The organism is Streptomonospora mangrovi (genome assembly GCF_027604915.1).
Taxonomy (GTDB): Bacteria; Actinomycetota; Actinomycetes; order Streptosporangiales; family Streptosporangiaceae; genus Streptomonospora; species Streptomonospora mangrovi.
In genome coordinates this window covers 24712-47512 of sequence record NZ_JAJAQC010000016.1, presented here as the reverse complement: position 1 = coordinate 47512, position 22801 = coordinate 24712, and the positions used below count along the sequence as shown (strand labels likewise).

General features: G+C 74.6%; 20 protein-coding genes. 7 read left to right on the top strand and 13 right to left on the bottom strand.

All coding sequences use genetic code 11. The features are described from left to right. Nucleotides 1-30: 30 nt before the first annotated feature. On the top strand, nt 31-849 hold the full coding sequence (locus LG943_RS11340) for an ABC transporter ATP-binding protein (protein ID WP_270072203.1): 819 nt from the start codon (nt 31-33) through the stop codon (nt 847-849). Here the strand turns inward: LG943_RS11340 and LG943_RS11335 are convergent, their stop codons facing one another. The 4 genes from LG943_RS11335 to LG943_RS11320 all read right to left on the bottom strand — a co-directional run bounded on the left by LG943_RS11335 (nt 850) and on the right by LG943_RS11320 (nt 4712). Further along, on the bottom strand, nt 850-1683 hold the full coding sequence (locus tag LG943_RS11335) for a M23 family metallopeptidase (RefSeq protein ID WP_333486356.1): 834 nt from the start codon (nt 1681-1683) through the stop codon (nt 850-852). Between the two features lie 84 nt (nt 1684-1767). Next, the gene (locus LG943_RS11330; RefSeq protein WP_408648584.1) at nt 1768-1983 is read right to left on the bottom strand and encodes an antitoxin; all 216 of its coding nucleotides are present in this window, start codon (nt 1981-1983) and stop codon (nt 1768-1770) included. 137 nt (nt 1984-2120) lie between these two features. Continuing rightward, nucleotides 2121-3467 carry a magnesium transporter gene (gene mgtE, locus LG943_RS11325; protein WP_270072275.1) on the bottom strand — a complete coding sequence of 449 codons (1347 nt, stop codon included), beginning with the start codon at nt 3465-3467 and terminating at the stop codon, nt 2121-2123. Nucleotides 3468-3608: 141 nt separating this feature from the next. Continuing rightward, nucleotides 3609-4712, bottom strand: coding sequence for a PP2C family protein-serine/threonine phosphatase (locus LG943_RS11320; RefSeq protein WP_270072201.1), 1104 nt, complete (start codon nt 4710-4712; stop codon nt 3609-3611). Nucleotides 4713-5084: 372 nt separating this feature from the next. Between LG943_RS11320 and LG943_RS11315 the strand changes: the two genes are divergently transcribed. Then, nucleotides 5085-6284 (top strand): GNAT family N-acetyltransferase, encoded by a 1200-nt coding sequence (locus LG943_RS11315; protein ID WP_270072200.1) that lies wholly within the window; start codon nt 5085-5087, stop codon nt 6282-6284. A 408-nt stretch (nt 6285-6692) separates the two neighbouring features. Here LG943_RS11315 and LG943_RS11310 read toward each other — a convergent pair whose 3' ends face one another. The 5 genes from LG943_RS11310 to LG943_RS11290 form a co-directional block, all read right to left on the bottom strand. Continuing rightward, the gene (locus LG943_RS11310; RefSeq protein WP_270072199.1) at nt 6693-7160 is read right to left on the bottom strand and encodes a ribose-5-phosphate isomerase; all 468 of its coding nucleotides are present in this window, start codon (nt 7158-7160) and stop codon (nt 6693-6695) included. Between the two features lie 92 nt (nt 7161-7252). After that, the gene (locus tag LG943_RS11305; RefSeq protein WP_270072198.1) at nt 7253-7405 is read right to left on the bottom strand and encodes a hypothetical protein; all 153 of its coding nucleotides are present in this window, start codon (nt 7403-7405) and stop codon (nt 7253-7255) included. Nucleotides 7406-7508: 103 nt separating this feature from the next. Continuing rightward, entirely contained in the window at nt 7509-8930 is a 1422-nt protein-coding gene (locus LG943_RS11300) for an aldehyde dehydrogenase family protein (protein ID WP_270072197.1), read from the bottom strand. Nucleotides 8931-9192: 262 nt separating this feature from the next. Next, entirely contained in the window at nt 9193-9351 is a 159-nt protein-coding gene (locus tag LG943_RS11295; RefSeq protein WP_270072196.1) for a hypothetical protein, read from the bottom strand. A gap of 111 nt (nt 9352-9462) precedes the next feature. Continuing rightward, nucleotides 9463-10107, bottom strand: coding sequence for a mycothiol-dependent nitroreductase Rv2466c family protein (locus tag LG943_RS11290; protein WP_270072195.1), 645 nt, complete (start codon nt 10105-10107; stop codon nt 9463-9465). 280 nt (nt 10108-10387) lie between these two features. Between LG943_RS11290 and pepN the strand changes: the two genes are divergently transcribed. Then, a complete protein-coding gene (gene pepN / locus LG943_RS11285) occupies nt 10388-12934 on the top strand; it encodes an aminopeptidase N (RefSeq protein WP_270072194.1) in 2547 nt (848 codons plus the stop codon). Nucleotides 12935-13135: 201 nt separating this feature from the next. After that, nucleotides 13136-13342, top strand: coding sequence for a hypothetical protein (locus LG943_RS11280; protein WP_270072193.1), 207 nt, complete (start codon nt 13136-13138; stop codon nt 13340-13342). A 64-nt stretch (nt 13343-13406) separates the two neighbouring features. Here LG943_RS11280 and malQ read toward each other — a convergent pair whose 3' ends face one another. Beyond that, nucleotides 13407-15614, bottom strand: coding sequence for a 4-alpha-glucanotransferase (gene malQ / locus LG943_RS11275; protein ID WP_270072192.1), 2208 nt, complete (start codon nt 15612-15614; stop codon nt 13407-13409). A 348-nt stretch (nt 15615-15962) separates the two neighbouring features. On the opposite strand from malQ, the gene LG943_RS11270 reads away from it, so the two are divergent. After that, nucleotides 15963-17363: an MFS transporter gene (locus tag LG943_RS11270; protein WP_270072191.1), complete on the top strand. Its 1401-nt coding sequence runs from the start codon at nt 15963-15965 to the stop codon at nt 17361-17363. Here LG943_RS11270 and LG943_RS11265 read toward each other — a convergent pair. Next, nucleotides 17284-18708 (bottom strand): amidase, encoded by a 1425-nt coding sequence (locus LG943_RS11265; RefSeq protein ID WP_270072190.1) that lies wholly within the window; start codon nt 18706-18708, stop codon nt 17284-17286. The two genes, LG943_RS11270 and LG943_RS11265, sit on opposite strands and share 80 nt — an antisense overlap. A 362-nt stretch (nt 18709-19070) precedes the next feature. Between LG943_RS11265 and LG943_RS11260 the strand changes: the two genes are divergently transcribed. Next, a complete protein-coding gene (locus LG943_RS11260; RefSeq protein ID WP_270072189.1) occupies nt 19071-19715 on the top strand; it encodes a nuclease-related domain-containing protein in 645 nt (214 codons plus the stop codon). A 258-nt stretch (nt 19716-19973) separates the two neighbouring features. Continuing rightward, nucleotides 19974-21836, top strand: a complete 1863-nt coding sequence (ilvD, locus tag LG943_RS11255) for a dihydroxy-acid dehydratase (protein WP_270072188.1) — start codon at nt 19974-19976, stop codon at nt 21834-21836. A 69-nt stretch (nt 21837-21905) separates the two neighbouring features. Here ilvD and LG943_RS11250 read toward each other — a convergent pair whose 3' ends face one another. Next, nucleotides 21906-22109 (bottom strand): FmdB family zinc ribbon protein, encoded by a 204-nt coding sequence (locus tag LG943_RS11250; protein WP_270072187.1) that lies wholly within the window; start codon nt 22107-22109, stop codon nt 21906-21908. A 79-nt stretch (nt 22110-22188) separates the two neighbouring features. Next, nucleotides 22189-22689, bottom strand: a complete 501-nt coding sequence (locus LG943_RS11245; RefSeq protein ID WP_270072274.1) for an HNH endonuclease — start codon at nt 22687-22689, stop codon at nt 22189-22191. Nucleotides 22690-22801 lie beyond the last annotated feature (112 nt).

The window sequence follows — 22801 nt, the reverse complement described above, 5'->3', positions numbered from 1 at the left end:
CCTCGGCCGCGTGGCGCTACCGTGGACGCCGTGATTTCCGATTCCGCGGAGGCCGCGGCCTCCCCCCTGCTCAGCGCCGACCGCGTCGATCTCGTCCGGTCGGGCAAGACCCTCCTCGACCAGGTGAGCCTGGTGGTGCGCCCGGGTGAGCACTGGGCGCTTCTTGGCCCCAACGGCGCGGGCAAGAGCACCCTGCTCAGCCTCCTGGGCGCCGTGCGGCACCCCACGCGCGGCACCGTGGAGATCCTGGGCCGCCGGCTGGGCCGCACCGACATCCGCGAACTGCGCCGCTTCATCGGCCACGTCAACCCGCGCCACGACCTGCGCTCCGCGCTGCGCGGCCGCGAGATCGTGCTCACCGGCGCCACCGGCAGCATCGAGATCCCGCCGCGCTGGCGGCCCGCCCCTGAGGAGGAGGCGCGCGCCGACCGCCTCATGGCCATGCTGGGGGTGACCGCGCTGCGCGAGGAGACCTGGCCCACGCTGTCCCAGGGCGAGCGCGGCCGGCTGCTCATCGCCCGCGCGCTGATGCCGGTGCCGCGCCTGCTGCTGCTCGACGAGCCGGCCACGGGCCTGGACGTCGCGGCCCGCGAGCAACTGCTGACCAGCATCGACCAACTGCGCGCCGAGCACCCCGAGCTGGCCACGGTGCTGGTCACCCACCACCTGGAGGAGCTGCCCGCCTCCACCACCCACGCCATGCTGCTGCGCGGCGGGCAGGTCGTGGCGGCCGGCGAGGCCGCGGCCACGCTCACCACCAAGCTCGTCACGGCGTGCTTCGACCATCCCATCGAGATCGAGCGCCGCGGGGGCCGCTGGAGCGCGCGCACCGCCGCGCCCGGAGCCTGATCAGGCGGTGAACGGCCGCCAGGCGCGCGGTACGCCGTCGCGGTGGGGGCCGGCGAAGGAGTCCGGTGCGAACCGCAGGGGCAGGCCGGCCGCCACGAGCGGTCGGCTGTGGTCCATGAGCTGGAGGCGCAACTGCGGTTCGGCGCAGCTACCCGAGCTGCCGCAGGCGGCGACGATCTGCCCGGCCGCCACCCGCTCCCCCGGCGCGACCACGACCGAGCCGCGCCGCAGGTGGCCCAGCAGGAGGTAGCCGCCCTCGTCGGCGGCGATGACGACGTGGTTGCCCAGCAGCCCGGCGGGGCCGCGCAGCTCGCGCAGCGCGGTCTCGGCGACCATCGCCACCAGCCACGGCCACGACGTGCGGCTGCGGTGGTCGCGCCCGCGCCGGTGCACGGTGACCACGGTGCCGGCCAGCGGCGCGTGGACGGGTTCGCCGAAGGCGGGGAACTCCTCGGGCGGGCGGCTCAGCGGCCGCCAGGCGACGTCGGGGCGGGCGCCGTCGGCGGGTTCGGCCACCAGGGCCAGGGCGTAGGTCTGGCCGTAGGCGTGCGCGCCGAGGCTGGGCACGGCCTCGGCCGGGCCGGCCAGCGCCATCCAGCGCCCCCGCACCGGCGGCAGGACCGTTCGGGGTGCGCACCGCACCCGGCCCAGCCGCAGGTAGACCGCAAGGCCCAGGACGAACAGCGGGCCGCGCACCCACCAGGACAGCCCCGCCAGCCCGCCGAAGGCCAGGGCCAGGGTGCCGGCCCACATCAGCGGCATCCGCACCCGCGCCAGCAGGACCGGTACCGGGGGCAGGCGGCGGGCGCGGGCGGGCGGCGCGGCAAAGGGCACGCCCCCATCATGGCCCACGCGAAGGGCGGCCGCGGACCGTGCCCCCGGTCCGCGGCCGCCCCGGTGGTCGGGCGGTGCCCGGGGTCAGGTGCCCTGGCCGTCGCCGGAGCCGCCCCGGGCGCGGTCCTGCTGGGCCTGGCGGCGCAGGTACTCGGTGGCGGAGTCGCCGGCCTTGTCGATCTTGTCGTCGTACTTGCCGCCGGTGCGGTCCTTGGCGAACTCCTCGGCCTTGTCGACGCCCTTGGCGACCTGGTCGCCGTGGTCCCCGGCCGCGTCCTTGAACTTGTCGAAGGCACCCATGCCTTCCACCTCCTGCTCGCAGCGACGACGTTCGTCGGTCGTCTGGGCATACCCGCCCCGACCGCGGGATACTCCGAAGTGTGGCACCACGGTCGCGTAAAGCGACACACGCGCGGCGGCGCACGGCCTCCGAACGCTCAGATGCCCAGGACCAGCCGGGCGATGGAGAAGTAGATCAGCAGGCCGGTGGCGTCGACCAGGGTCGACACCAGCGGCGCCGACACCACGGCCGGGTCCACCCCCACCCGCCGGGCGAGGATGGGCATGGTGCTGCCGATGACGGCCGCCCACGTGCAGATGGCGATCACCGACACCGCCACCACGGCGGCGATGAGCGGCCCCACCAGCGCCGTGCCCACCACCAGCGCCACGGAGGCCAGCATGAGCCCCAGCAGCACGCCGACCCGCGACTCCTTCCACGCCACCTTGGGCAGGTCGCGCAGCCGCACCTCACCCACGGCCAGGGCGCGCACGATGGCGGTGGCCGACTGGGAGCCGACGTTGCCGCCGGTGCCGGTGAGCATCGGCACGAACAGCGCCAGCGCCGTGACCTGCTCCAGGGTGGCCTCGTAGACCTGCATCACGTTGACGGTGAGGGTGGCGGCGACGATCAGCAGCAGCAGCCACACCGACCGGGCGCGGGCCAGGCGCACCACCCCGGCGGCGACGTAGTGGCCCGAGACCGGGCTCGCGCCGGACTGGCGGGCGATGTCCTCGGTGTCGGCGGCCTCGATCAGCTCCAGGGCGTCGTCGAAGGTGAGCAGCCCCACGAACCGCTCCTCGGAGTCCACCACCGGCAGCGCCACCAGGTTGGCCTGCTGCATCAGCCGCGCGGCGTCCTCGGCGGGCTCGGTGGCGCGCACCCGGGGCACCAGGACGTCCACGATGTCCTTGATCAGCTCGGAGTCGTCGCTGACCACCAGGTCGCTGAGCTGGACCGTGCCGGCCAGGCGGCGGCCGTCGTCCACGACCGGCAGGGTGTAGACGGTCTCGGCGTCGGCGCCCTTGGCCCGCACCACCTCCAGCGCCCGGCCCACGGTGAGGTCGCGGTGCAGGATGACGGTCTCGGGGGTCATGTACCGGCCAACCGCGCCCTCGGGGTAGCCCAGCAGCGCGGCGGTCATCTTGCGCTCGGCCGGGCTGAGCCCGGCCAGCGCCCGGGTCGCGATCTTGGCCGGGGCCTCCCCGATCAGCCGCGCGCGGTCGTCGGGGTCCATCTCCTCCAGCAGCGCCCGAAACGCCGAGTCGCGCAGTCCCAGCAGGATCTGGTGCTGGTGGTGGGGGTCCAGCTCCTCGAAGACCTCCAGCTCGCGGTCCTTGTCCAGCAGCCGGAAGGGCACCAGGGCGAGGTGGACGTCCATGCGCGACAGCTCGTCGGCGATCTCGTAGGGCTGGTGCTCGGCCAGCCACAGCCGGATCCCGGTGAGGTCGTTGCGTTCGACCAGCGAGGTGAGTTCGATCTCGCGCTCGTCGTCGTCGGCCATGCTGAGCACCCCCTTGTCGATCGCGTATGGGGCGCGGGGGCCTCTGGACACGGCAACGAGGCACCTCTCGTCTGCCCGGGGAACATGACGACCCTACCGGCCCCGGCGGCGGCCCCGGCACGCCGCGCCGCGCCCGAGGGGTCAGTCGCGCCAGATCACAACGAGGGCGGTGTCGTCGTTCTTGCCCTTGCTGAGGGAGTCGACGATCGCCACGGCGCCCTGGTCGAATCCCTTTGCGGCGGCGGACTCGGCCGCCTTCAGCAGGTGCTCGACGCCGGAGTCGAGGTCCTCGCCCGGGGTCTCGATGAGGCCGTCGGTGTAGAGCATGATGGCGTCGCCGGGCCGCAGCCGCCCCTTGACCGGGGTGTAGGCGGTCTCGGGCAGCACGCCCAGCACCATGCCGCGGGCGTCGGCCGGGCTCCAGACGCCGGTGGCGGTGTCGTACTGCACGGCGGGCGGGTGGCCGGCCGAGGCGAGGATGTAGTCGCCGGTCTCCAGGTCCAGGCTGAGGTGGACGGCGGTGACGAACCCCTCGCCCAGCGAGGTGCGGATCAGGTGGTCGTTGCAGCGGGACAGGAACTCCCCGCTGGGCACGGCGGCGATCAGGCCGCGGAAGGCGCCCGAGAGCAGCAGCGCGCGGGTGCCGGCGTCCATGCCCTTGCCCGAGACGTCGACCACCGCCACCTCCAGGCGGTCGTCCTGGCGCATGGAGACCACGAAGTCGCCGCCGAACGAGGACCCGCCGGCCTGGCGCAGGACCGAGGTGCCGCGCCAGCCGGGCGGGAGTTCGGGCAGCTCGCCCTGGGAGCGCAGCCGGTCGCGCAACTCCAGCAGCATGCGCTCGCCGCTGAGGCCTTGGACGCCCAGCCGCTCGCGCACGCCCGACAGCAGGTAGGCCACCACGGCGGTGACCCCGATGGTGACCAGCAGCCCCGGGCCGACCTGGCCGAAGTCCAGGCTGAAGGCGGTGAACAGCAGCACGGCGGCGTCGACGGCGAGCAGGAACGCCAGGCTCTTGCGCTTGAGCAGCAGCCCGCCGGCGACCACGGTGACGATGACGGAGCTGGGCGGGAACCACCCGGGCGGGCCCCACACCGCGCCCACCCCGATGCCCACGGCCAGCAGGACCAGCGTGATCAATACCAGGCGGTAGCGGAACAGCACCTTGCGCCGCAGCAGCGCGGCCGCGCGCTGCCACAGCGAGCGCGCGCGGCGCAGGAGTCGGGCGGTCGGCGTGGCGTTCATCGTGCCCGCACTGTAGCGCGCGCGGCAGGGGCGGGCACGCGGCCCGCGGGGTGCCTCCCCTCGGGCCCCGTGTATCGGCCGAGCCGATATCGTGCCTGCACACGCACCGAAAATCGCGTCGAACTCCGCATGATCCAGTATGTGCCGAGAATCGGGTGCTCGTCAGTCCAGACGGGCGCCCGGGACGGAATCCCGGCAAATTCACAGCCGCGGACGGTCGTCAACCCGGTCTTCGGACAGGGCGCAACCCGCCGGGGCCAGAAAAACCGCTCGCGCCGCCGCGCGCCGGGGTGGTAGGCACGGACCATGTCCATTTCCGCAGACGGGGCCGCCGGCGCGGACCCCGGGCCGACCTCGCGGTGGCACCCGCGGGTGCCCGACGAATCCGAGTTCCCCGCCGTCGTCCGCCTCGTCGGCGAGGCCCTGCTCGGCGGCAAGTCCGACGCCGAGTCCTACCGCGAACTCACCCACCTCGACCGCACCCTGACGGTCTTCGACGGCGCGCAGCCGGTGGGCAACACCACCGCGCTGCCCCTCACCATGACCCTGCCCGGCGGCGCGCGCCGGGTCTCCGGCGTCTCGGCGGTGGGGGTGTGGCCCACCTACCGGCGGCGCGGCGTCCTCAGCGCGCTGATGCGCCGCCAGTTCGCCGACATCCGCGAGCGCGGCGAGGACGTCGCGGCGCTGTTCGCCAGCGAGGGCGCGATCTACGGCCGGTTCGGCTACGGCCCGGCGGCCTCCGCCGTGTCCTTCACCCTGCCCACGCGCGAGACCGCGCTGCGCCCCGACGCCCCGCGCGACCCCGCGCTGCGTCTGCGGCTGCTCGACGCCGCCGAGGCCCGCAAGGAGATCTCCGTGGTGCACCAGGCGGCGGCGCCGCAGCGCGTCGGCGAGTTCCAGCGCACCGAGGCGTGGTGGACCCGGGTGCTGCACAACCCGCCGGGCAACCCGTTCAGCGACCTCAAGTGCGCCGTGGCCGAGGACGACGCCGGCCCGCTGGGCTACGTGCTCTACCGCACCCGGCAGGTGTGGGACGACCACGGCACCGCCGACTCCGCGCTGCGGGTCGAGGAGGTCTACGCCACCGCGCCGGCCGCGCACACCCTGCTGTGGGAGCACGTGCTGACCCGCGACCTGGTGACCTCGGTGACCTGCGACATGGCGGCGCTCGACGACCCGCTGTTCCACCTGCTGGCCGACCCCTTCCGGGCGCGCCGCCGGCACATCGAGAACCTGTGGATCCGGTTGGTGGACCTCCCCGCCGCGCTGGAGCGGCGCTCCTACGCGGCGGCGGTGGACGTGGTGCTGGAGGTCGCCGACCGCCACTGCCCGTGGAACGCCGGCCGGTGGCGGCTGACCGCCGACACCGCCGCCGCGCGCTGCCGGCCCACCGACCAGGAGCCCGACATCCGGTTGGACGCCGCCCACCTGGGCGCCGCCTACCTGGGCGGCACCCGGCTCGGCGGCTACCTGGCGGCCGGGTTGCTCAGCGAGGCCGCGCCGGGCGCGGTCCAGCGGCTGGACACCGCCCTGCACCGCGCCGACCTGCCCTACTGCGGCAACGTCTTCTAGGCCGCGCACGCCGGAGACCGGCGCGGGCGGGGCGGGCGCGGTGGCGCGCGCCCCGCACCGCGCCGGCGGATCGCGGGGTTCTCAGCTCCGCCGATCCGTATTACCGTCACGGCAGAGCGTGAACGGCGTCGGCCGGCCGCTGCGGGGCGCGAGCGCACCGCCGCACAGCCGCCGCGCCGCGCGCTCACCGGACCCGGCGGATCCGCGCACCGGCAGCGCCGCGGATCCGCCGGGCCGGGCCGGATGCACCGCACGGCAAAGCCGCCCACCGGGCACCGGCGGGCGGGTTGGAGGGGCGGCGGGCCGATCGAGCGCCGGCGGCCGACCGAACCGGCCAACGGCGCCCGTCCGGACCGCCTCTGGGGCCGCCCGGACCGTCCCGGGGGCTGCGCGGGCGGCGCCGGGACGCTAGGGCAGCGGGGGCAGCTCGCCCGACTCCTCGTAGCGCGACAGCATGCCGATGCGCCGGCTGTGCCGCTCCTCGCCGCTGTAGGGCGTGGCCAGGAAGACCGCGACGAACGACGTGGCCTCCTCGGCCGTGTGCATCCGCGCGCCCAGGCTGAGCACGTTGGCGTCGTTGTGCTCGCGCGCCAGCCGGGCGGTCTCCTCGCTCCAGGCCAGCGCCGCGCGCACGCCCTTCACCTTGTTGGCGGCGATCTGCTCGCCGTTGCCCGAGCCGCCCAGCACCACCCCCAGCGCACCGGGGTCGCCGGCGACGCCCTCGGCGGCGCGCAGCACGAAGGGTGGGTAGTCGTCGGCGGGGTCGAGCGCGGCGGGGCCGGCGTCGACGACCTCGTGGCCCTGCTCCTTGAGCCAGGTCACCAGATGTTCTTTGAGATCGAATCCGGCATGGTCGGATCCCAGGTAGACACGCACGTCGTTAGTTTCCCATGGCACGAGCCCGCCCCCGGCGCGCAGCACCGGGGGCGGGCGTAACGGAATTCGGCGGGGCCGGTGCGGCCCGGCCGCTAGATGAGCGGGACGCCGGTGGCGATCGAGGCGATGGCCATCCCCATGGCGGCGAACAGGGCCAGCGACAGCACCGCGATGACGTTCACCAGGACGATGGCCTTGATGTCCTTGCTCAGCGGGCCGGCCTTGGACTCCGTCGGCTTGCTCAACTCACACCTCGGGTATCGGGGTACGGACACGGCGCGGGGCGAACCCGCACCTCTGCACGCCGATCCTGCCATACGCCGGCGCCCGGCCCGCGCCGGGGCGGCGCTAGCGCTGGATGCCCTTGGTCTCGCAGAACTCCTCGATGCCGTGCAGGCCCCACTCGCGGCCCACACCCGACTGCTTGTAGCCGCCGAAGGGCAGCAGGGGCTGCGTGCGGGCGCCGTTGACCTGCACCTGGCCGGCGCGCAGGCGCCGGGCCACGCGCAGCGCGCGGTCGGAGTCGCCCGACCACACGGCGGCGGCCAGGCCGTAGTCGGTGTCGTTGGCCACGGCCACGGCCTCGTCCTCGGTGTCGTAGGGGATGAGCGCGACGACGGGGCCGAAGATCTCCTCGCGGGCGATGCGCATGCCGTTGTCGACGTCGGCGAAGACGGTGGGGCGCACGTAGTAGCCGCGCTCGCGGCCGGCGGGGGGCTCGGCGCCGCCCACCACGATGCGGGCGCCCTCCTTGACTCCGGTGTCGATGTAGTCGCGCACCCGGTCCAACTGGGTGCGCGAGACGAGCGGCCCCATGCGGACGCCCTCCTCGAAGGGGTCGCCGGGCTCGAACTTCGCGGCGGCCTCGGCCGCGAGTTCCCGGGCGCGCGCGTAGTGGTCGCGGTGCACGAGCATGCGGGTCAGCGCGTTGCAGCTCTGCCCGGTGTTGCGCATGACGTCGGCGACCCCGGCGGCCACGGCGGCGGTGAGGTCGGCGTCGGGCAGGATCACGTTGGGCGACTTGCCGCCGAGTTCCAGGGCGACCTTCTTGACGGTGGCGGCGGCGACCTCGGCGACGCGCTTGCCGGCGCGGCCCGAGCCGGTGAAGGAGACCATGTCCACCCCGGGGTGGGCGGCGATGGCCTCGCCGACGACCGGGCCGGTGCCCGAGACGAGGTTGAACACCCCCGGCGGCAGCCCCGCGTCGTGCAGTGCCTCGGTGAGGGCGTAGGCGGCGAGCGGGGCGACCTCGGTGGGCTTGAGCACGACGGTGTTGCCCACGGCCATGGCCGGCACGGCCTTCAGCACGATCTGGTGGAGGGGGTAGTTCCAGGGGGTGATGGCGCCGACGACGCCGAAGGGCTCGCGGACGATGATGGAGTCGCCGACCGGTTCGCCGCCGAACAGCCGCTCGTGGTGGGTGTCGAGGAGGTCCAGGAAGGTCTGGAACATCAGCAGGGGGAACCCGGTCTGCACGCCGGTGGCGAAGCGCAGGGGGGCGCCCATGTCGGTGGCGATGGCGGCGGCGATGTCGGCGGAGCGCTGTTGCAGCAGCTCCAGGGCGCGGGCCAGGACGGCGCGGCGCTCGGGGTAGGGCAGGGCGGACCACGCGGGGAAGGCGGCCCGGGCCGCGGAGACCGCGCGGTCGACGTCGGCGGGGTCGCCCGCCGGGACGGAGTCGACGACCTCCTCCGTGGCGGGGTTGACGACGTCGATGGCGGTGGCGGACGCCGACTCGGTCCAGGTGCCGTTGAGGTAAAGGGATCGCATGGTGACCACGTTCCCAGAACGGGATTCTATTACTCCGCCGAATGCCGGAACCGGGCCGACCGGGACACCGGGTCGGGGCGGCCGCGCGGGGCGGGACGGGGGGAATCCGCTTGAGGGGTCCGCCCCCGCCGGGACCCGGCGGGGGCGGACCCGTGGGAACGAGGTGGGGGCGGCCGGCCGTGGAGCGGCGCAGCGGACGGGTGGCGGCCCGCCGGACGGCGGGCGGGGGCGGCCCGCCGCGCGGACCGCCCCCGACACCGGGCTACCAGTGCGGAGGGCGCTCCTCCAGCAGCCGGTCGATGTTGTCGTCGCGGTCGGGGTCGCCCCAGCCCGGGCCGCGCTCGTCACTGGTGGTGTCGGGCAGGATCTCCAGCCCGTCCTCGAAGAGGTCGACCGGGCGGTCGTCCTCGGGTCCGCTCATCGCTGCCGCCTTCCTAGCGTGCTCTGCCTGCCCGTTCGTGCCGGTGGCCGCCCCCGCGCCCCCTGCACCCTCCGGCCCGGTGCACCCGCGCGCCGTGCCGGGTGAACGCGGTCAGGGCCGCCCGGCCTCGTCGTCGAAGACGGGTTCGCGGGTCCGGCTGCGCTTGAGTTCGAAGAACCCGTCGGTGCCGGCGACCAGCCGCACACCGTCCCACAGCCGGGCCGCCGCCTCGCCCTTGGGTGCGGGCGAGACCACCGGGCCGAAGAACGACACGCCTTCAACGGAGATGACGGGCGTGCCGACCTCGTAGCCCACGCGGTCCATGCCGTCGTGGTGGGAGCGGCGCAGCGCCTCGTCGAACGCGTCGGTGCGGGCCGCCTCGGCGAGGTCCTCGGGGAGCCCCGCCTCGCGCAGCGCCGCCCGGACGGTGTCGTCGGAGCGCGGCTCCTTCCGATTGTGCAGGCGGGTGCCCAGTGCCGTGTAGAGGGGGCCCAGAACCTCGGACCCGTGCCGCTCCTCGGCCGCGATGGCCACCCGTACCGGCCCCCACGCGTCGTCCAGCAGCGCGCGGTAGTCGTCGGGCAGGTCGCGCCCCTCGTTGAGGACGCTGAGGCTCATCACGTGCCAGCGCGGGGTGATCGGCCGCACCTTCTCGACCTCCAGCAGCCACCGCGAGGCCATCCACGCCCACGGGCACACCGGGTCGAACCAGAAGTCGACGGGGACGGTGCCGTCCCGCTCCTCGCCACCACTCACGTGTGTCTCCTTTTCGCTGCTCGCCTGGGTGCCGCCGCGGCCGCGCCGGGGGCGCGCGCGGCGGCGCGGCGGCCTCCACCGCCGGCCTGCCGCGGCCTGGGGCCGGGCCCGCACCCTGCTGCAACCTTCGCGCCGGGTTCCGCATTCCGGCGCCCGGCGTGGCAGGATCGGACCCGGCAGGCATTGCACCCCCCTGCGCAGGTCCCGGCGGCGACGCGGCTGCTCGCGGGGGGACGACAGCGACTGAGGCCGACGAGGACGCCGGCCCGAAGGGAGCGACGTGGCGGGCAACCTGACACGCGACGAGGCGCGCGAACGCGCGCGCATCCTCAGCGTGGGCTCCTACACCGTGGAACTCGACCTCACGGCGGGCGACCAGACCTTCCCCTCGCAGACGGTGGTGGAGTTCGAGTGCGCCGAGCCCGGCGCCGAGACGTTCATCGACCTGGTGGCGCCCTCGGTGTCCGCCGTGGTGCTCAACGGCGAGGAACTCGACCCGGCCGAGGTGTTCGACGGCGGCCGCATCCGGCTGCCCGGCCTCAAGGCGCGCAACGAGCTGCGGGTGCTGGCCGACTGCGCCTACATGCGCACCGGCGAGGGTCTGCACCGGTTCGTCGACCCGGTCGACGGCTCCACCTACCTCTACACCCAGTTCGAGACGGCCGACGCGCACCGGATGTACGCGTGCTTCGACCAGCCCGACCTCAAGGCGACGTTCGATCTGACGGTGTTCGCGCCCGCCGACTTCCAGGTGGTCTCCAACAGCGCCCCCGACGTGTCGGGCGCGGTGGTGGAGGACCCGGCCGGGCCGAAGTCGCGCTGGCACTTCCCCGCGACCGAGCGGATGTCGACCTACGTCACCGCGCTGATCGCCGGCCCCTACCACGTGGTCCGCGACGAGCACGACGGGATCCCGCTGGGCGTCTACTGCCGGGCCTCGCTGGCCGAGCACCTCGACGCCGACGCGATCCTGGAGGTCACCAAGCAGGGCTTCGACTTCTACCACGAGCTGTTCGGGCTGCGGTATCCGTTCGGCAAGTACGACCAGCTCTTCGTTCCGGAGTTCAACGCCGGGGCGATGGAGAACGCCGGCGCGGTGACCTTCCTGGAGGACTACGTCTTCCGGTCGCGGGTCACCGACGCCCGCTACGAGCGCCGCGCCGAGACCATCCTGCACGAGATGGCGCACATGTGGTTCGGCGACCTGGTCACCATGCGCTGGTGGGACGACCTGTGGCTGAACGAGTCGTTCGCGACCTTCGCCAGCGTGTACTGCCAGGCGCACGCCACCAAGTGGACCGACGCCTGGACCACCTTCGCCAACATCGAGAAGGCGTGGGCGCTGCGCCAGGACCAGCTCCCCTCCACCCACCCCATCGCCGCCGACATCCCCGACATGCAGGCGGTGGAGGTCAACTTCGACGGCATCACCTACGCCAAGGGCGCCTCGGTGCTCAAGCAACTGGTGGCCTACGTGGGCGTGGAGGCGTTCTTCGCCGGGGTGCGGGCCTACTTCGCCGAGCACAAGTGGGGCAACACCGAACTGGCGGACCTGCTGCGCCACCTGGAGGCGGCCTCCGGGCGCGACCTGTCGGCGTGGTCGCGGGAGTGGCTGGAGACCGCCGGCGTCAACACGATGCGCCCGGAGTTCGAGGTCGGCGCGGACGGTGCGTTCACCTCCTTCGCGGTGCTCCAGGAGGCGGCCGAGGACCACCCGACCCTGCGCTCGCACCGGCTGGCGATCGGCCTCTACGACCGCACCGACAAGGGCATCGTGCGGCGCGAGCGGGTCGAGCTGGACGTGTCGGGCCCGCGCACCGAGGTCCCGCGACTGGTCGGCCAGGCCCAGCCCGACCTGGTGCTGATCAACGACGACGACCTCACCTTCACCAAGATCCGGCTGGACGAGCGGTCGCTGCGCACCGTGGTGGAGGGCGCGGGCGAGATCGCCGAGTCGCTGCCGCGCGCGCTGTGCTTCGCCGCCGCCTGGGACATGACCCGCGACGCCGAGATGGCGGCCCGCGACTACGTCAAGCTCGTGGTGTCGGGCATCGGCGGGGTCAGCGACGTGGCGGTGGTGCAGATGCTGCTGCGCCAGGCCGTCTCGGCGCTGTACAACTACACCGACCCGGAGTGGCGCGCGACCGGTTTCGACCTGGTGGCCGGGCGCCTGCGCGACCTGCTGACCGCCGCCGAGCCGGGCGGCGACCTCCAACTCGCCTACGCCCACGGCTTCGCCGACTCCGCCGTGAGCAACGAGCACCTGTCGCTGCTCCAGGGGCTCTACGACGGCGCCATCACGGTCGACGGGCTGACCATCGACACCGACCTGCGCTGGACCCTGCTGCGCAGGCTGGTGGCGGCCGGGCGCGCCGACGAGAAGGAGATCGCTGCCGAACTGGACCTCGACCCCACCGCCACGGGCGAGCGCCAGGCGGCGGGCTGCCGCGCGGCGATCCCCACGCCGGAGGCCAAGGCCCAGGCGTGGGACCGCATCGTCTCGGGGAGCATGGCCAACGCCGAGTTCCGGGCGACCCTGGCCGGGTTCACCGAGCCGGGGCAGGCCGAGCTGTACCGGCCCTACGTCGACCGCTACTTCGCCCAGCTTGAGGCGGCGTGGCGCGACTGGACCGGCGAGTTCGCCCAGACGTTCGCGGAGATGGCCTACCCCGCCCACCTCATCGAGGAGGAGACCATCACGCGCACCGAGTCCTACATCGCCGACCGCTCCCCCGCGCCGGCCCTGCGCCGCCTCCTGGTGGAGGGCGAGGCGGGCGTCCGCCGCGCGTTGCGGGCCCGCCGCCGCGACGCCGAGGCGGCGCGGTAGGCGGTAGGGCGGGCAGCACCGGTGGCGCGGTAGCGCCCTGGTCCTTGGGCCGCTGACACCCCCGGGCCGGGGGGGGGGGGGGGGGGGGGGGGGGCGCCCCCCCCCCCGGCGGCCGGGGGGGGGGGGGGCGGGGGGGGGGCCCGCCCCCCCCCGCGGGGGGGGGGGCCCCCGCGGCCCCCCCCCCCCGGCCCGGGGCCTGTCGTGCGGGAGTTCTGTGCCGTGCGGGTGCTGCTGTTCGACGGCCCGGCCTGGTGCGGGCATGGGGTGTCCGCCGAGTTCCTCCGCCGCACGCGGGTCCACGTCGTCTACGACCAGGCGGTGCTCTGGGCCGTGGTCCACGGGGCGGTCATTGCTTCACTGGTGGTCGCCGTCATCCTGATCACCGTCGGGCGCCGCCCTGAGGGATGACGACGGGCGGATCGTCGAACGCCCGCCAAGCGCCCGGCTCGCCCCGTCGACCGCGCGCCCGGTGCTACATCTCCAGGCCGGTCTCCAGTTCCGAGTCCAACCGCGACCGCGGCTCCGGGGCTCCCGCGGCGGAGCCGGGGGAGCCGGCCGGACCGTCGGAGGTGGCGGAGGTGGCGGAGCCGGGATCCGTTGAGAGGGCTTCCCCGGCTGCGCTCCCCGCCCCCGGGCCCCGGTAGGCGGGGTCGGTCAGCGGCCGCAGGACGCGGCGGGCGGTCTCGGCCAGGCGGGGGTCGGCGATCAGCTCGTCCAGCAGGACGGGTTCGCCCTCGGCGCTGGTCAGCGGGATGCGCCAGTTGGGGTAGGCGTCGCTGGTCCCCGGCTGGTTCTGCATGCGGCGGTCGCCGACCACGTCGGTCAGGGCCACCCCGATGAGGCGGGCCGGGGTCTGGGCCAGGTAGGCGTGCAGGGCCGTCACGACCGTCGCGGGCTCGGAGAGCGGGTCCACGTCGGGATCCAGCAGCCCCAGGCCCACCAGGCGGTCGCGCCAGGCGGCCACGGCCGCCTCGGCGTCGGCGCGCTCCTCGGCGGCCGGGCGGTTGAGCAGCCCCAGCCGGTCGCGCAGCTCGACGTGCTCGGCGGAGAGGTAGGAGGCCACCGGCGGGAGGTCGTGGGTGGCGACCGTGGCCAGGCAGTCGGCGCGCCACTCCTCGGGGCGGCGGGGGCTGCCGTCGTCGCGGCGCTCGAACCACAGCACCGAGGTGCCCAGCACGCCGCGCTCGCCGAGGTGGTCGCGCACCCACGGCTCGACGGTGCCCAGGTCCTCGCCGATGACGGCGGCCTCGTGCGCCTGGGCGGCCAGCAGCAGGCTGCCGACCATGCCCTCGTGGTCGTAGCGCACGTAGGTGCCCTCCGCCGGGGACGCGCCCTCGGGCACCCACCACAGCCGGAACAGCCCCATGATGTGGTCCATGCGCACGCCGCCGGAGTGGCGCAGGATCTGCCCCAGGACCTGCCGGAAGGGGCCGTAGCCCAGCTCGGCCAGCCGCACCGGGTGCCACGGCGGCTGCCCCCAGTCCTGGCCCTGCTGGTTGAACTCGTCGGGCGGCGCGCCCACGCTCACGCCCGGCGCGATGGCGTCGCCGAACATCCAGGCGTCGGCGCCGCCCGGCTGCACGCCGATGGCGAGGTCGTGGACGATGCCGATCGACATCCCGGCGGCGCGGGTGCCCGCCTGCGCCGCCGCGAGCTGCTCGTCGAGGATCCACTGGAGCCACCGGTGGAACTCCACGGCGGGCCAGTGGCGCAGCGCCTCGGTGCCCACGGCGTCGGCGCGGACGTCGCGCAGCTCGAAGGGCCAGGCGCGGTAGTCGCGCCCGTGCTCCTCGGCCAGCGCGCACCAGGTGGCGAACTCCACCAGCGAGGCGCCCTCGCGCTCCAGGTACGCCTGGAAGGCGGCCTCGCGCGCGGGCGGGCGCGGCACCGAGAACAGCATGCCCAGGGCCGTCCGCTTGGCCTCCCAGATGGCGTCGCGGTCGAGCAGGTCGGCGGTGCGGGCGTGTTCGCGCAGCGGCCGGGCCAGGCGCTGGATGGTCTCGCGCTGGGTGGGCTCCAGGGCGGCGTACTCGGGGATGTCCTCGATGCGGATGGACAGCGCGCCGGCGTAGCGGCGGCTGACCGGCAGGTAGGGCGAGGGCTCGATGGGGGTGACGGGCTCGGTGGCGTGCAGCGGGTTGACGATGGCGAAGTCGGCGCCGAGGTCGCGTGCGCTCCAGTCGGCGAGTTCGGCGAGGTCGCGCAGGTCGCCCATGCCCCAGGAGGCGCGGGAGCGCACCGAGTAGAGCTGCGCCATCAGCCCCCAGACGCGGCGGTCGGCGGCGACGGGCGCCAGGCGGTCGGGCACCACCAGAAGGGGCGCCTGCTGGCGCACGGTGCCGTGTTCGACGTGGAGGGTGTGGGTGCCCAGCGGGAGTTGGGGGCCGGGTTCGGCCCAGCCGCCACCCGCCTTCTCGACCCAGCAGCGGGAGCCGTCGGGCAGCGGGATCTGGGGGGTGCGCCCGGCGCGGGTGACCACGCAGGGCGGCAGCAGACGGGTGGCCTGGTCGGCCCAGTGGGCCTCCAGGGCCGCGCGGGGGGCCGACGCGTCGACGCCGAGGGACCCCAGCACGTGGCGGAGTGTGTCGACGGCGACGGGCACGCGGCGGCCGCGCCAGTCCTCGTAGGTCGTCGCGACACCGTACTCTTCGGCCAGCCGGGCCAGGTCCGCATCACTCACAGATACTGATAATGCCGTACGGGGACGTTCCGTGGCGGGTGCGCCATGCCCTTGCCGTGTCACCGGTCCCGGAACATGCGTTTCGGGCCGACCCCCATCGGCTAAACCGGAAATATCCCTTATTCATATTCCGAGCCGGTATGTACGATTCGGTCGATGCACTCAGCGGAACCGGCGGAGCCCGCCCCACCCACGCGACCGGACCGACCGGCGCCGCCCGGCGCACCGGGCGGCCAGGCACCGCCCCCGGCGCCCGCAGGGCCTCCGCCACCCCCGGCACCCCCGGCCCTTCCGGCGGTCCCGACTCCCCCGGCGCCTCCCGCGCCCGACCACCTCGCGGCGCCGCCGGTGCCGCCCGCCGGCCCGGTGCGGTCGGCCCTCGGCTCCTACCGCCGCCTCTTCGCGGTCCCCCACGTCCCCGCGCTGCTGTTCTGGTCGCTGTTCGCGCGCGTGCACATCGGCGGCCTGCCGATCGCCGTCACCTTCCTGGTGGCCGGGTGGACCGGCTCCTACGCCGTGGCCGGCCTGGTGGCCGGCGGCCTCACCGTGGGCACGGCCCTGGCCGGGCCGATCCGGGGCCGCATGTCCGACCTGCGCGCCAAGGACCGCCTGCTCACCTCCTCGGCGCTGGTCTACGGCGCGGGCCTGGCCGTGCTGGCCCTGCTGCCGGGCGCGCTGTGGTGGGCGGCGCTGCCGCTGGCCCTGGCCACCGGCCTGTTCCTGCCGCCGGCCAACCAGATCGCCCGCGCCGTCTGGCCGCGCCTGACCGCCGGCCCCACCCGCCAGACCATGTACGCCGCCGAGGCCACCTTCCAGGAACTGCTGTTCATCGTCGGCCCCCTGCTGGCGGCGGCCGTGGTGGGGCTGACCAACGGGCGCGCGGGCGTGGCCGTCATGGCGGTGCTCTCGGTGGTGGGCGCCTCGGGGTTCGCCTGGGCGCTGCGCCGCGCCGGGCTGTCGGCGCCCGAACCCCCCGCCGCCGGCACCGGCGGGCCCGCCCCGGCCCGGCGCTCCCTGCTGCTGGACGCCCAGATCCTGCTGATCCTGGTGATGTCGGCGTTGCTGGTGGCCGGACTGGGCGGCGTGGACCTGACCTCGGTGGCCTGGTCGCGGGAGCTGGGCACGCCCGGCTACGCGGGTGCGCTGATGGCGGTCTACGCCGCCGGTTCGGCCGTGGGCGGGCTGCTGGCGGGCACGTTCCCGGGCCGGCCGCGCCTGGCGCGGCGGGCGTTCGCCGCGGCGGCGGGCGTGGTGCTGCTGGTGCCGCTGCTGCCGCCCGTGCTGCACCTGCCCTCGCCGTGGCTGATCACGCCGGTGCTGTTCGCCGCCGGGCTGGGAATCGCGCCCACCATCGCCGCCGTCACCGAGCGCGTGGGCGAGATGGCGCCGGCGCACCGGCGCGGCGAAGCATACGGCTGGCTGTCCTCGGCGATCACCGGCGGAATCTCGGTGGCGGCGCCGATGACCGGCTGGCTGATCGACCTCGGCGGCGCGGCGGCCGGTGCCGCCGGTGCCGCGGCGGCGGCGCTGGTCGCGGCGCTGGTGGCGCTGGCCCTGCGGCGCGGCGCGCCCGGCGGCCCGGACGGCGCGCAGCCCGGGGAGCCGGCGGAGCGCGCGGAACCCGGGGAGCGCGCGGAGGCCCCCGGCCCGCCGGACTCCTCCGGCCCCGCTACTCCGCCCAGACCGGCGGCCGGTGGCCCGCCCACGGGCGCGCCGCCTCCAACTGGGCCGACAGGGCCAGCAGAGTAGGCTCCCCGCCCGGCCGCCCGGTGAGCATGGTGCCGATCGGCAGGCCCTCGGCGCTCCAGTGCAGCGGCACGCTGACCGAGGGCTGGCCGGTGATGTTGGCCAGCGCCGTGAACGGCGTGAAGGCCGTCATCCGGCGGAACTCCTCCTCGGGGTCGGTGCCGAAGTGGCCCACCGGCACCGGCGGCAGCGCCAGGGTGGGGGTGAGCACGGCGTCGTAGGGCAGGGTCCGCGGCAGCGCCGCCCGCACGGCGCCCTGGATCCGCGCGGTGGCCGCCATGTAGGCGCCGACGGAGGAGTCCGCGGCCCGCCCGCGCAGCCACCGGGTGAGGGGGCGCAGCAGGTGCTCGTCCTCGGGCCGCACCGGGGTGGCCGCCGCCATGGCCGCCCACACCAGGTTGAAGTCCTCGACCGTGTCGGCGCCGTAGGGCGGGTCGATGTCCTCGACGTCGTGGCCGAGGTCGATGAGCAGCTTGGTGGCGGCCTCGTAGGCGGCGGTGACCTCGGGGTCGAGCCGCAGGCCGGGCACCGGCGCGGTGTCGTAGCGGGCGATGCGCAGCCGGCCGGGGTCGCGCAGCGCGTAGCCCAGGAACGTCTCGCCGGCGGGCAGCGGCGGCGCGGTGTAGTAGTCGCCGGGGCGGTTGACGGAGACGATGTCGAGGATCAGCGCGGCGTCGGCGACCGTGCGGGCGATGGGGCCGGCGGTGGACAGCCCGATGAAGTCGGGTTTGAACGGGCCGGACGTCACCCGGCCGCGCGTGGGCTTGAGCCCGAACAGGCCGCAGGCGCTCGCCGGGATCCGGATGGAGCCGCCGCCGTCGCTGGCGTGGGCCACCGGCGCGAACCCGGCGGCCACCGCCGCCGCGGCGCCGCCGCTGGAGCCGCCGGCCGAGCGGGTGGGGTCCCAGGGGGTGCGGGCGGGCGGGGCGATGTCGTTCTCGGTGTGGCAGGGCAGGCCGAACTCGGGGGTGTTGGTCTTGCCGGTGAACACGGCGCCGGCGGCGCGCAGCTCGGCCACGACGTCGCAGTCGGCGTCGGCGACGCGGTCGGCGTGGACGGCCGAGCCGGAGGTGTGGCGCAGGCCGGCGACGGGTTCGAGGTCCTTGACGGGCACGGGCACGCCCAGCAGCGGCGGCGGCTCGCCCGGGGTGGCCGAGAGCGCCTCGCGCTCGGCGGCGCGGGCCTGGGCGCGGGCGGAGTCGGCGGCCACGGTGATGAACGCCCCGACCTTGCGGTCCAGGCGGGCGACGCGGTCGAGGTAGTGCTCGGTGATCTCCACCGGGGAGAGTTCGCGCCGCCGCACGGCCGCGGCCTGCTGGACCGCCGTGAGGTCGTGAATCTCGGCCATGGGCAGGAAGCGTAACCCAAACGGGTGTCAGACCGGCCCGCGAGGGGGATCTCTCTAGAGAACCCTGGAGAAGATATGTCTTCCCCCCGGGCAACCCTGTGGACACGTGAGAACGCCATTTATGGCGGGCAAGTAAAGTGTGAGATTCAATGTACTAGGACTCGCATATGGATCGAACTACTCTTTCCAGCGTGCAATCGGCAAGCAGAGTCAACGGCGCCCCCGCCGATACTGCCCAGCAGCAGAAACGCGGCGGCTCGCCCTTCAGTACCTCCCGCACCGCGAATTCGCGCGGTCCCCAGGGCTCCAATGGAGCAGCCCGAAAAACATACGGCGCACTGACCTCGGCCACGGGGCGGCGCATGCTGGTCCGCGGCGCGGTGGCCGCGGCGGTCGGCGTGGCGGCCGGCCTGCTCACGGCCGACTGGCGGATCGGCGCCACCCTGGGGATCGGCACCCTCGTCGCGTTCGTCGTCCACGCCTCGCGCCGCTACTCCGAGGTTCCGCGCTGGCGCAAGCCCAACGCCGCCCAGCGCCGCACCGAGGCGCAACTGCGCCTGATGAAGCGCCTGGGCTACCGCGTGCTGCACGCGCGCGGGATCCCCGGCGGCAACGGCCAGATCGACCACTTCGTTGTGGGGCGGCGCGGCGCGTTCGCCATCGACTCCGAGTCGTGGGACAAGCGGCTGCCCCTGCGCAACAAGCTCGAGAAGCTCTACCACGGCAAGTTCTCCAAGAACGAGCGCATCGACGAGGCGCTTGAGGAGGCCCGCACCGCCCAGAAGCTGATCAGCGAGCGCATCGGCCGCGAGATCGACATCCGGGCGTCGCTGGCCATCTACGGCCCGAGCATGCCCTGGGACAGCCACAACCTGCGCGGTGTCGACGTCATCACCGGCACCAAGGTCCGCAAGTGGCTGCGCAGCGGCAAGTCCCAGAACCTCAGCGAGAAGGAGATCGAGGAGATCTACAAGGCGGCCGAGGAGGTGCTGCCGGCCCGGTACTAGGCGGCACCAGGCTGCCGCGGGGCCCCGCCCCCTCCCGGCTCCCCGACTCCCGACACCCTCGGCGCGCGGCCCGGTCCCGGGCCGCCGCACCATTTTCAGCCCCTCCCCCGTCCAGGCGATGGGCGGCCCCACCGCCGCCCATCTCATTATTCGGACACCCGGTCTTTCGAGTCGAGACATCAACAGGTCCGGCGCGGCGCTACCATCGAACGAGAACCACACGTCTTCCACGCCTCCCGGCGTCGATGGGAGCACCCCATGCCCGCGCTGCGCTCACGAACGGTCACCCACGGCAGGAACATGGCGGGCGCGCGCGCCCTTATGCGCGCCTCCGGTGTCGAACGCGAGGACTTCGGCAAGCCCATCGTGGCCATCGCCAACAGCTTCACCCAGTTCGTCCCCGGCCACGTGCACCTCCGCGAGGTCGCCGACGTGGTGGCCGGCGCGGTGCGCGAGGCCGGCGGGGTGCCGCGCGAGTTCAACACCATCGCCGTGGACGACGGCATCGCCATGGGCCACGGCGGCATGCTCTACTCCCTGCCCAGCCGCGAGCTGATCGCCGACGCGGTGGAGTACATGGTCAACGCCCACTGCGCCGACGCCCTGGTGTGCGTCTCCAACTGCGACAAGATCACCCCGGGCATGCTGCTGGCGGCCATGCGGCTGAACATCCCCACCGTGTTCGTCTCGGGCGGGCCGATGGAGGCCGGCAAGGTCACCGTCGTCAACGGCAGCGCCACCACGGTGCGCAAGCTCGACCTGATCGACTCCATGATCGCCTCGGCCGACGAGTCGGTGTCCCAGGACGAACTGGACGCCATCGAGGAGGCGGCCTGCCCCACCTGCGGCTCCTGCTCGGGCATGTTCACCGCCAACTCCATGAACTGCCTGACCGAGGCCATGGGCCTGGCGCTGCCGGGCAACGGCACGGTCCTGGCCACCCATGTCGCGCGCAAGCGGCTGTACGAGGACGCCGGCCGCACGGTGGTCGAGGTCGCCCGGCGCTACTACGACGAGGACGACTCCTCGGTCCTGCCGCTTTCGATCGCCACCCCCGCCGCGTTCGCCAACGCCATGGCGCTGGACGTCGCCATGGGCGGCTCCACCAACACCATCCTGCACCTGCTGGCGGCGGCCACCGAGGCCGGCGTGAAGTACGGCCTGCCCGAGATCGACGAGCTGTCGCGCCGGGTGCCGTGCCTGTGCAAGGTCGCGCCCAACACCGACAAGTACCACATCGAGGACGTCCACCGGGCGGGCGGGATCCCCGCCATCCTGGGCGAACTGGCGCGCGGCGGGCTGCTGGACACCTCGGTGCCCACCGTCCACGGCGCCACGCTGGGCGAGTACCTCGCGAAGTGGGACATCGCCGCCGACACCTGCACCGAGGAGGCCCGGGAGCTGTTCCACGCCGCGCCCGGCGGCCGGCGCACCACCCAGGCGTACTCCCAGGACACCCGGTGGGAGTCGCTGGACACCGACCGCGCCGAGGGCTGCATCCGCGACGTCGCCCACGCCTACACCGCCGACGGCGGCCTGGCGGTGCTCTACGGCAACCTCGCCCCCGAGGGCGCGATCGTCAAGACCGCCGGGGTCGACGAGGAGCTGTACACCTTCACCGGCCCGGCCAAGGTGTTCGAGAGCCAGGAGGACGCCGTGGACGGCATCCTCAGCAAGCGGGTGGAGCCGGGCGACGTGGTCGTCATCCGCTACGAGGGCCCCAAGGGCGGCCCGGGCATGCAGGAGATGCTCTACCCCACCAGCTTCCTCAAGGGCCGCGGCCTGGGCAAGGCGTGCGCGCTGGTCACCGACGGCCGGTTCTCCGGCGGCACCTCGGGGCTGTCCATCGGCCACGCCTCGCCCGAGGCGGCCCAGGGCGGCGACATCGCGCTGGTGCGCGACGGCGACACCGTGGTGATCGACATCCCCAACCGGGTGCTGCGCCTGGACGTGCCCGACGACGAACTGGACGCCCGCCGCACCGCCCTGCTGGCGGAGCTGGGCGGGTTCCGCCCGCGCGACCGGCAGCGGCCGGTGTCGGCGGCGCTGCGCGCCTACGCCGCCATGGCGACCTCGGCCTCCACCGGCGCGGCCCGCGACGTGTCGCAGGTGGAGCGCTAGCAGACCCGCGCCGCCCGTCCGGCCGGTGCCCCGGGCGCCGGGCCGGGCGGGCGGGGTGCGGGGCTCGGGTCAGCCGCAGCAGCCCCCGCCGCAGCAGCCGCCCCCGGCGGGCGCGGGCGCGGCGGCCATCCCGCCCACGGCCACGGTCGACAGCAGCTTGACGGTGTCGTCGTGGCCGCCGGGGCAGACGGCCGGGGCGTCGGACTCCGCCATGGGGCGCGACAGCTCGAAGGTGTCGCCGCACTCGCGGCACCGGTAGTCGTAACGAGGCATGGCACAAGAATAGGCGCCCGGAGGCGGATGGGACGTGGAGTCCGCCTCCGGGCGCCCGGCCGTGCCGGGGGCGGGGCCGCTAGGCCGCCACCCGCGCCATGTAGGGCGCCCACTGGGGGTCGCCGTGGCTCTCACCGTTGATGAGCCGCCAGTGCAGGCCGCGCGGGACGGTCGGGGTGACGTTCAGCGTCCAGCCCAGTTCGTCGAGCAGGCGGTCGGCCTTGCGGTGGTTGCACGTCTTGCACGAGGCCACGACGTTCTCCCAGACGTGTCCGCCGCCGCGGCTGCGCGGGATGACATGGTCGATGGTCTCGGCCCGCTTCCCGCAGTAGGCGCAGCGGTGGGCGTCGCGGCGCATGAGGGCCACCCGTGTCAGCGGCACCCGGCGCCGGTAGGGCACTCTGATGTAGCGGCGCAGCCGGATCACCGAGGGCACCGACAGCGCGGTGGTCGCGGAGTGCAGCGCCTTGCCGGCGGAGTCGCCGTGCACGACCTCGGCCTTCTCGCGCAGCACCAGCAGGATCGCGCGGCGCATGGGCAGCGTGGTCAGCGGCTCGTAGCTGGCGTTGAGCAGCAGCACGTGGCGGTGGATTGTGTCGCCCTCCGTACTGCGCGCGGTGCTCACGGCGTCTCCCGGACCGGCGTAGCGCTCGGCCGTGTCTCATCCCCGGCCAGCCGATCGGCCAGCCAGG

Coding starts and splice junctions, on each gene's coding strand:
- LG943_RS11320 (WP_270072201.1), bottom strand. CDS start 4,712: ATGAACGCCACGCCGACCGCCCGACTCCTGCGCCGCGCGCGCTCGCTG.
- LG943_RS11300 (WP_270072197.1), bottom strand. CDS start 8,930: ATGCGATCCCTTTACCTCAACGGCACCTGGACCGAGTCGGCGTCCGCC.
- LG943_RS11250 (WP_270072187.1), bottom strand. CDS start 22,109: ATGCCTCGTTACGACTACCGGTGCCGCGAGTGCGGCGACACCTTCGAG.
- ilvD (WP_270072188.1), top strand. CDS start 19,974: ATGCCCGCGCTGCGCTCACGAACGGTCACCCACGGCAGGAACATGGCG.
- LG943_RS11330 (WP_408648584.1), bottom strand. CDS start 1,983: ATGGGTGCCTTCGACAAGTTCAAGGACGCGGCCGGGGACCACGGCGAC.
- mgtE (WP_270072275.1), bottom strand. CDS start 3,467: ATGGCCGACGACGACGAGCGCGAGATCGAACTCACCTCGCTGGTCGAA.
- LG943_RS11295 (WP_270072196.1), bottom strand. CDS start 9,351: ATGAGCGGACCCGAGGACGACCGCCCGGTCGACCTCTTCGAGGACGGG.
- LG943_RS11260 (WP_270072189.1), top strand. CDS start 19,071: ATGCTGGTCCGCGGCGCGGTGGCCGCGGCGGTCGGCGTGGCGGCCGGC.
- LG943_RS11265 (WP_270072190.1), bottom strand. CDS start 18,708: ATGGCCGAGATTCACGACCTCACGGCGGTCCAGCAGGCCGCGGCCGTG.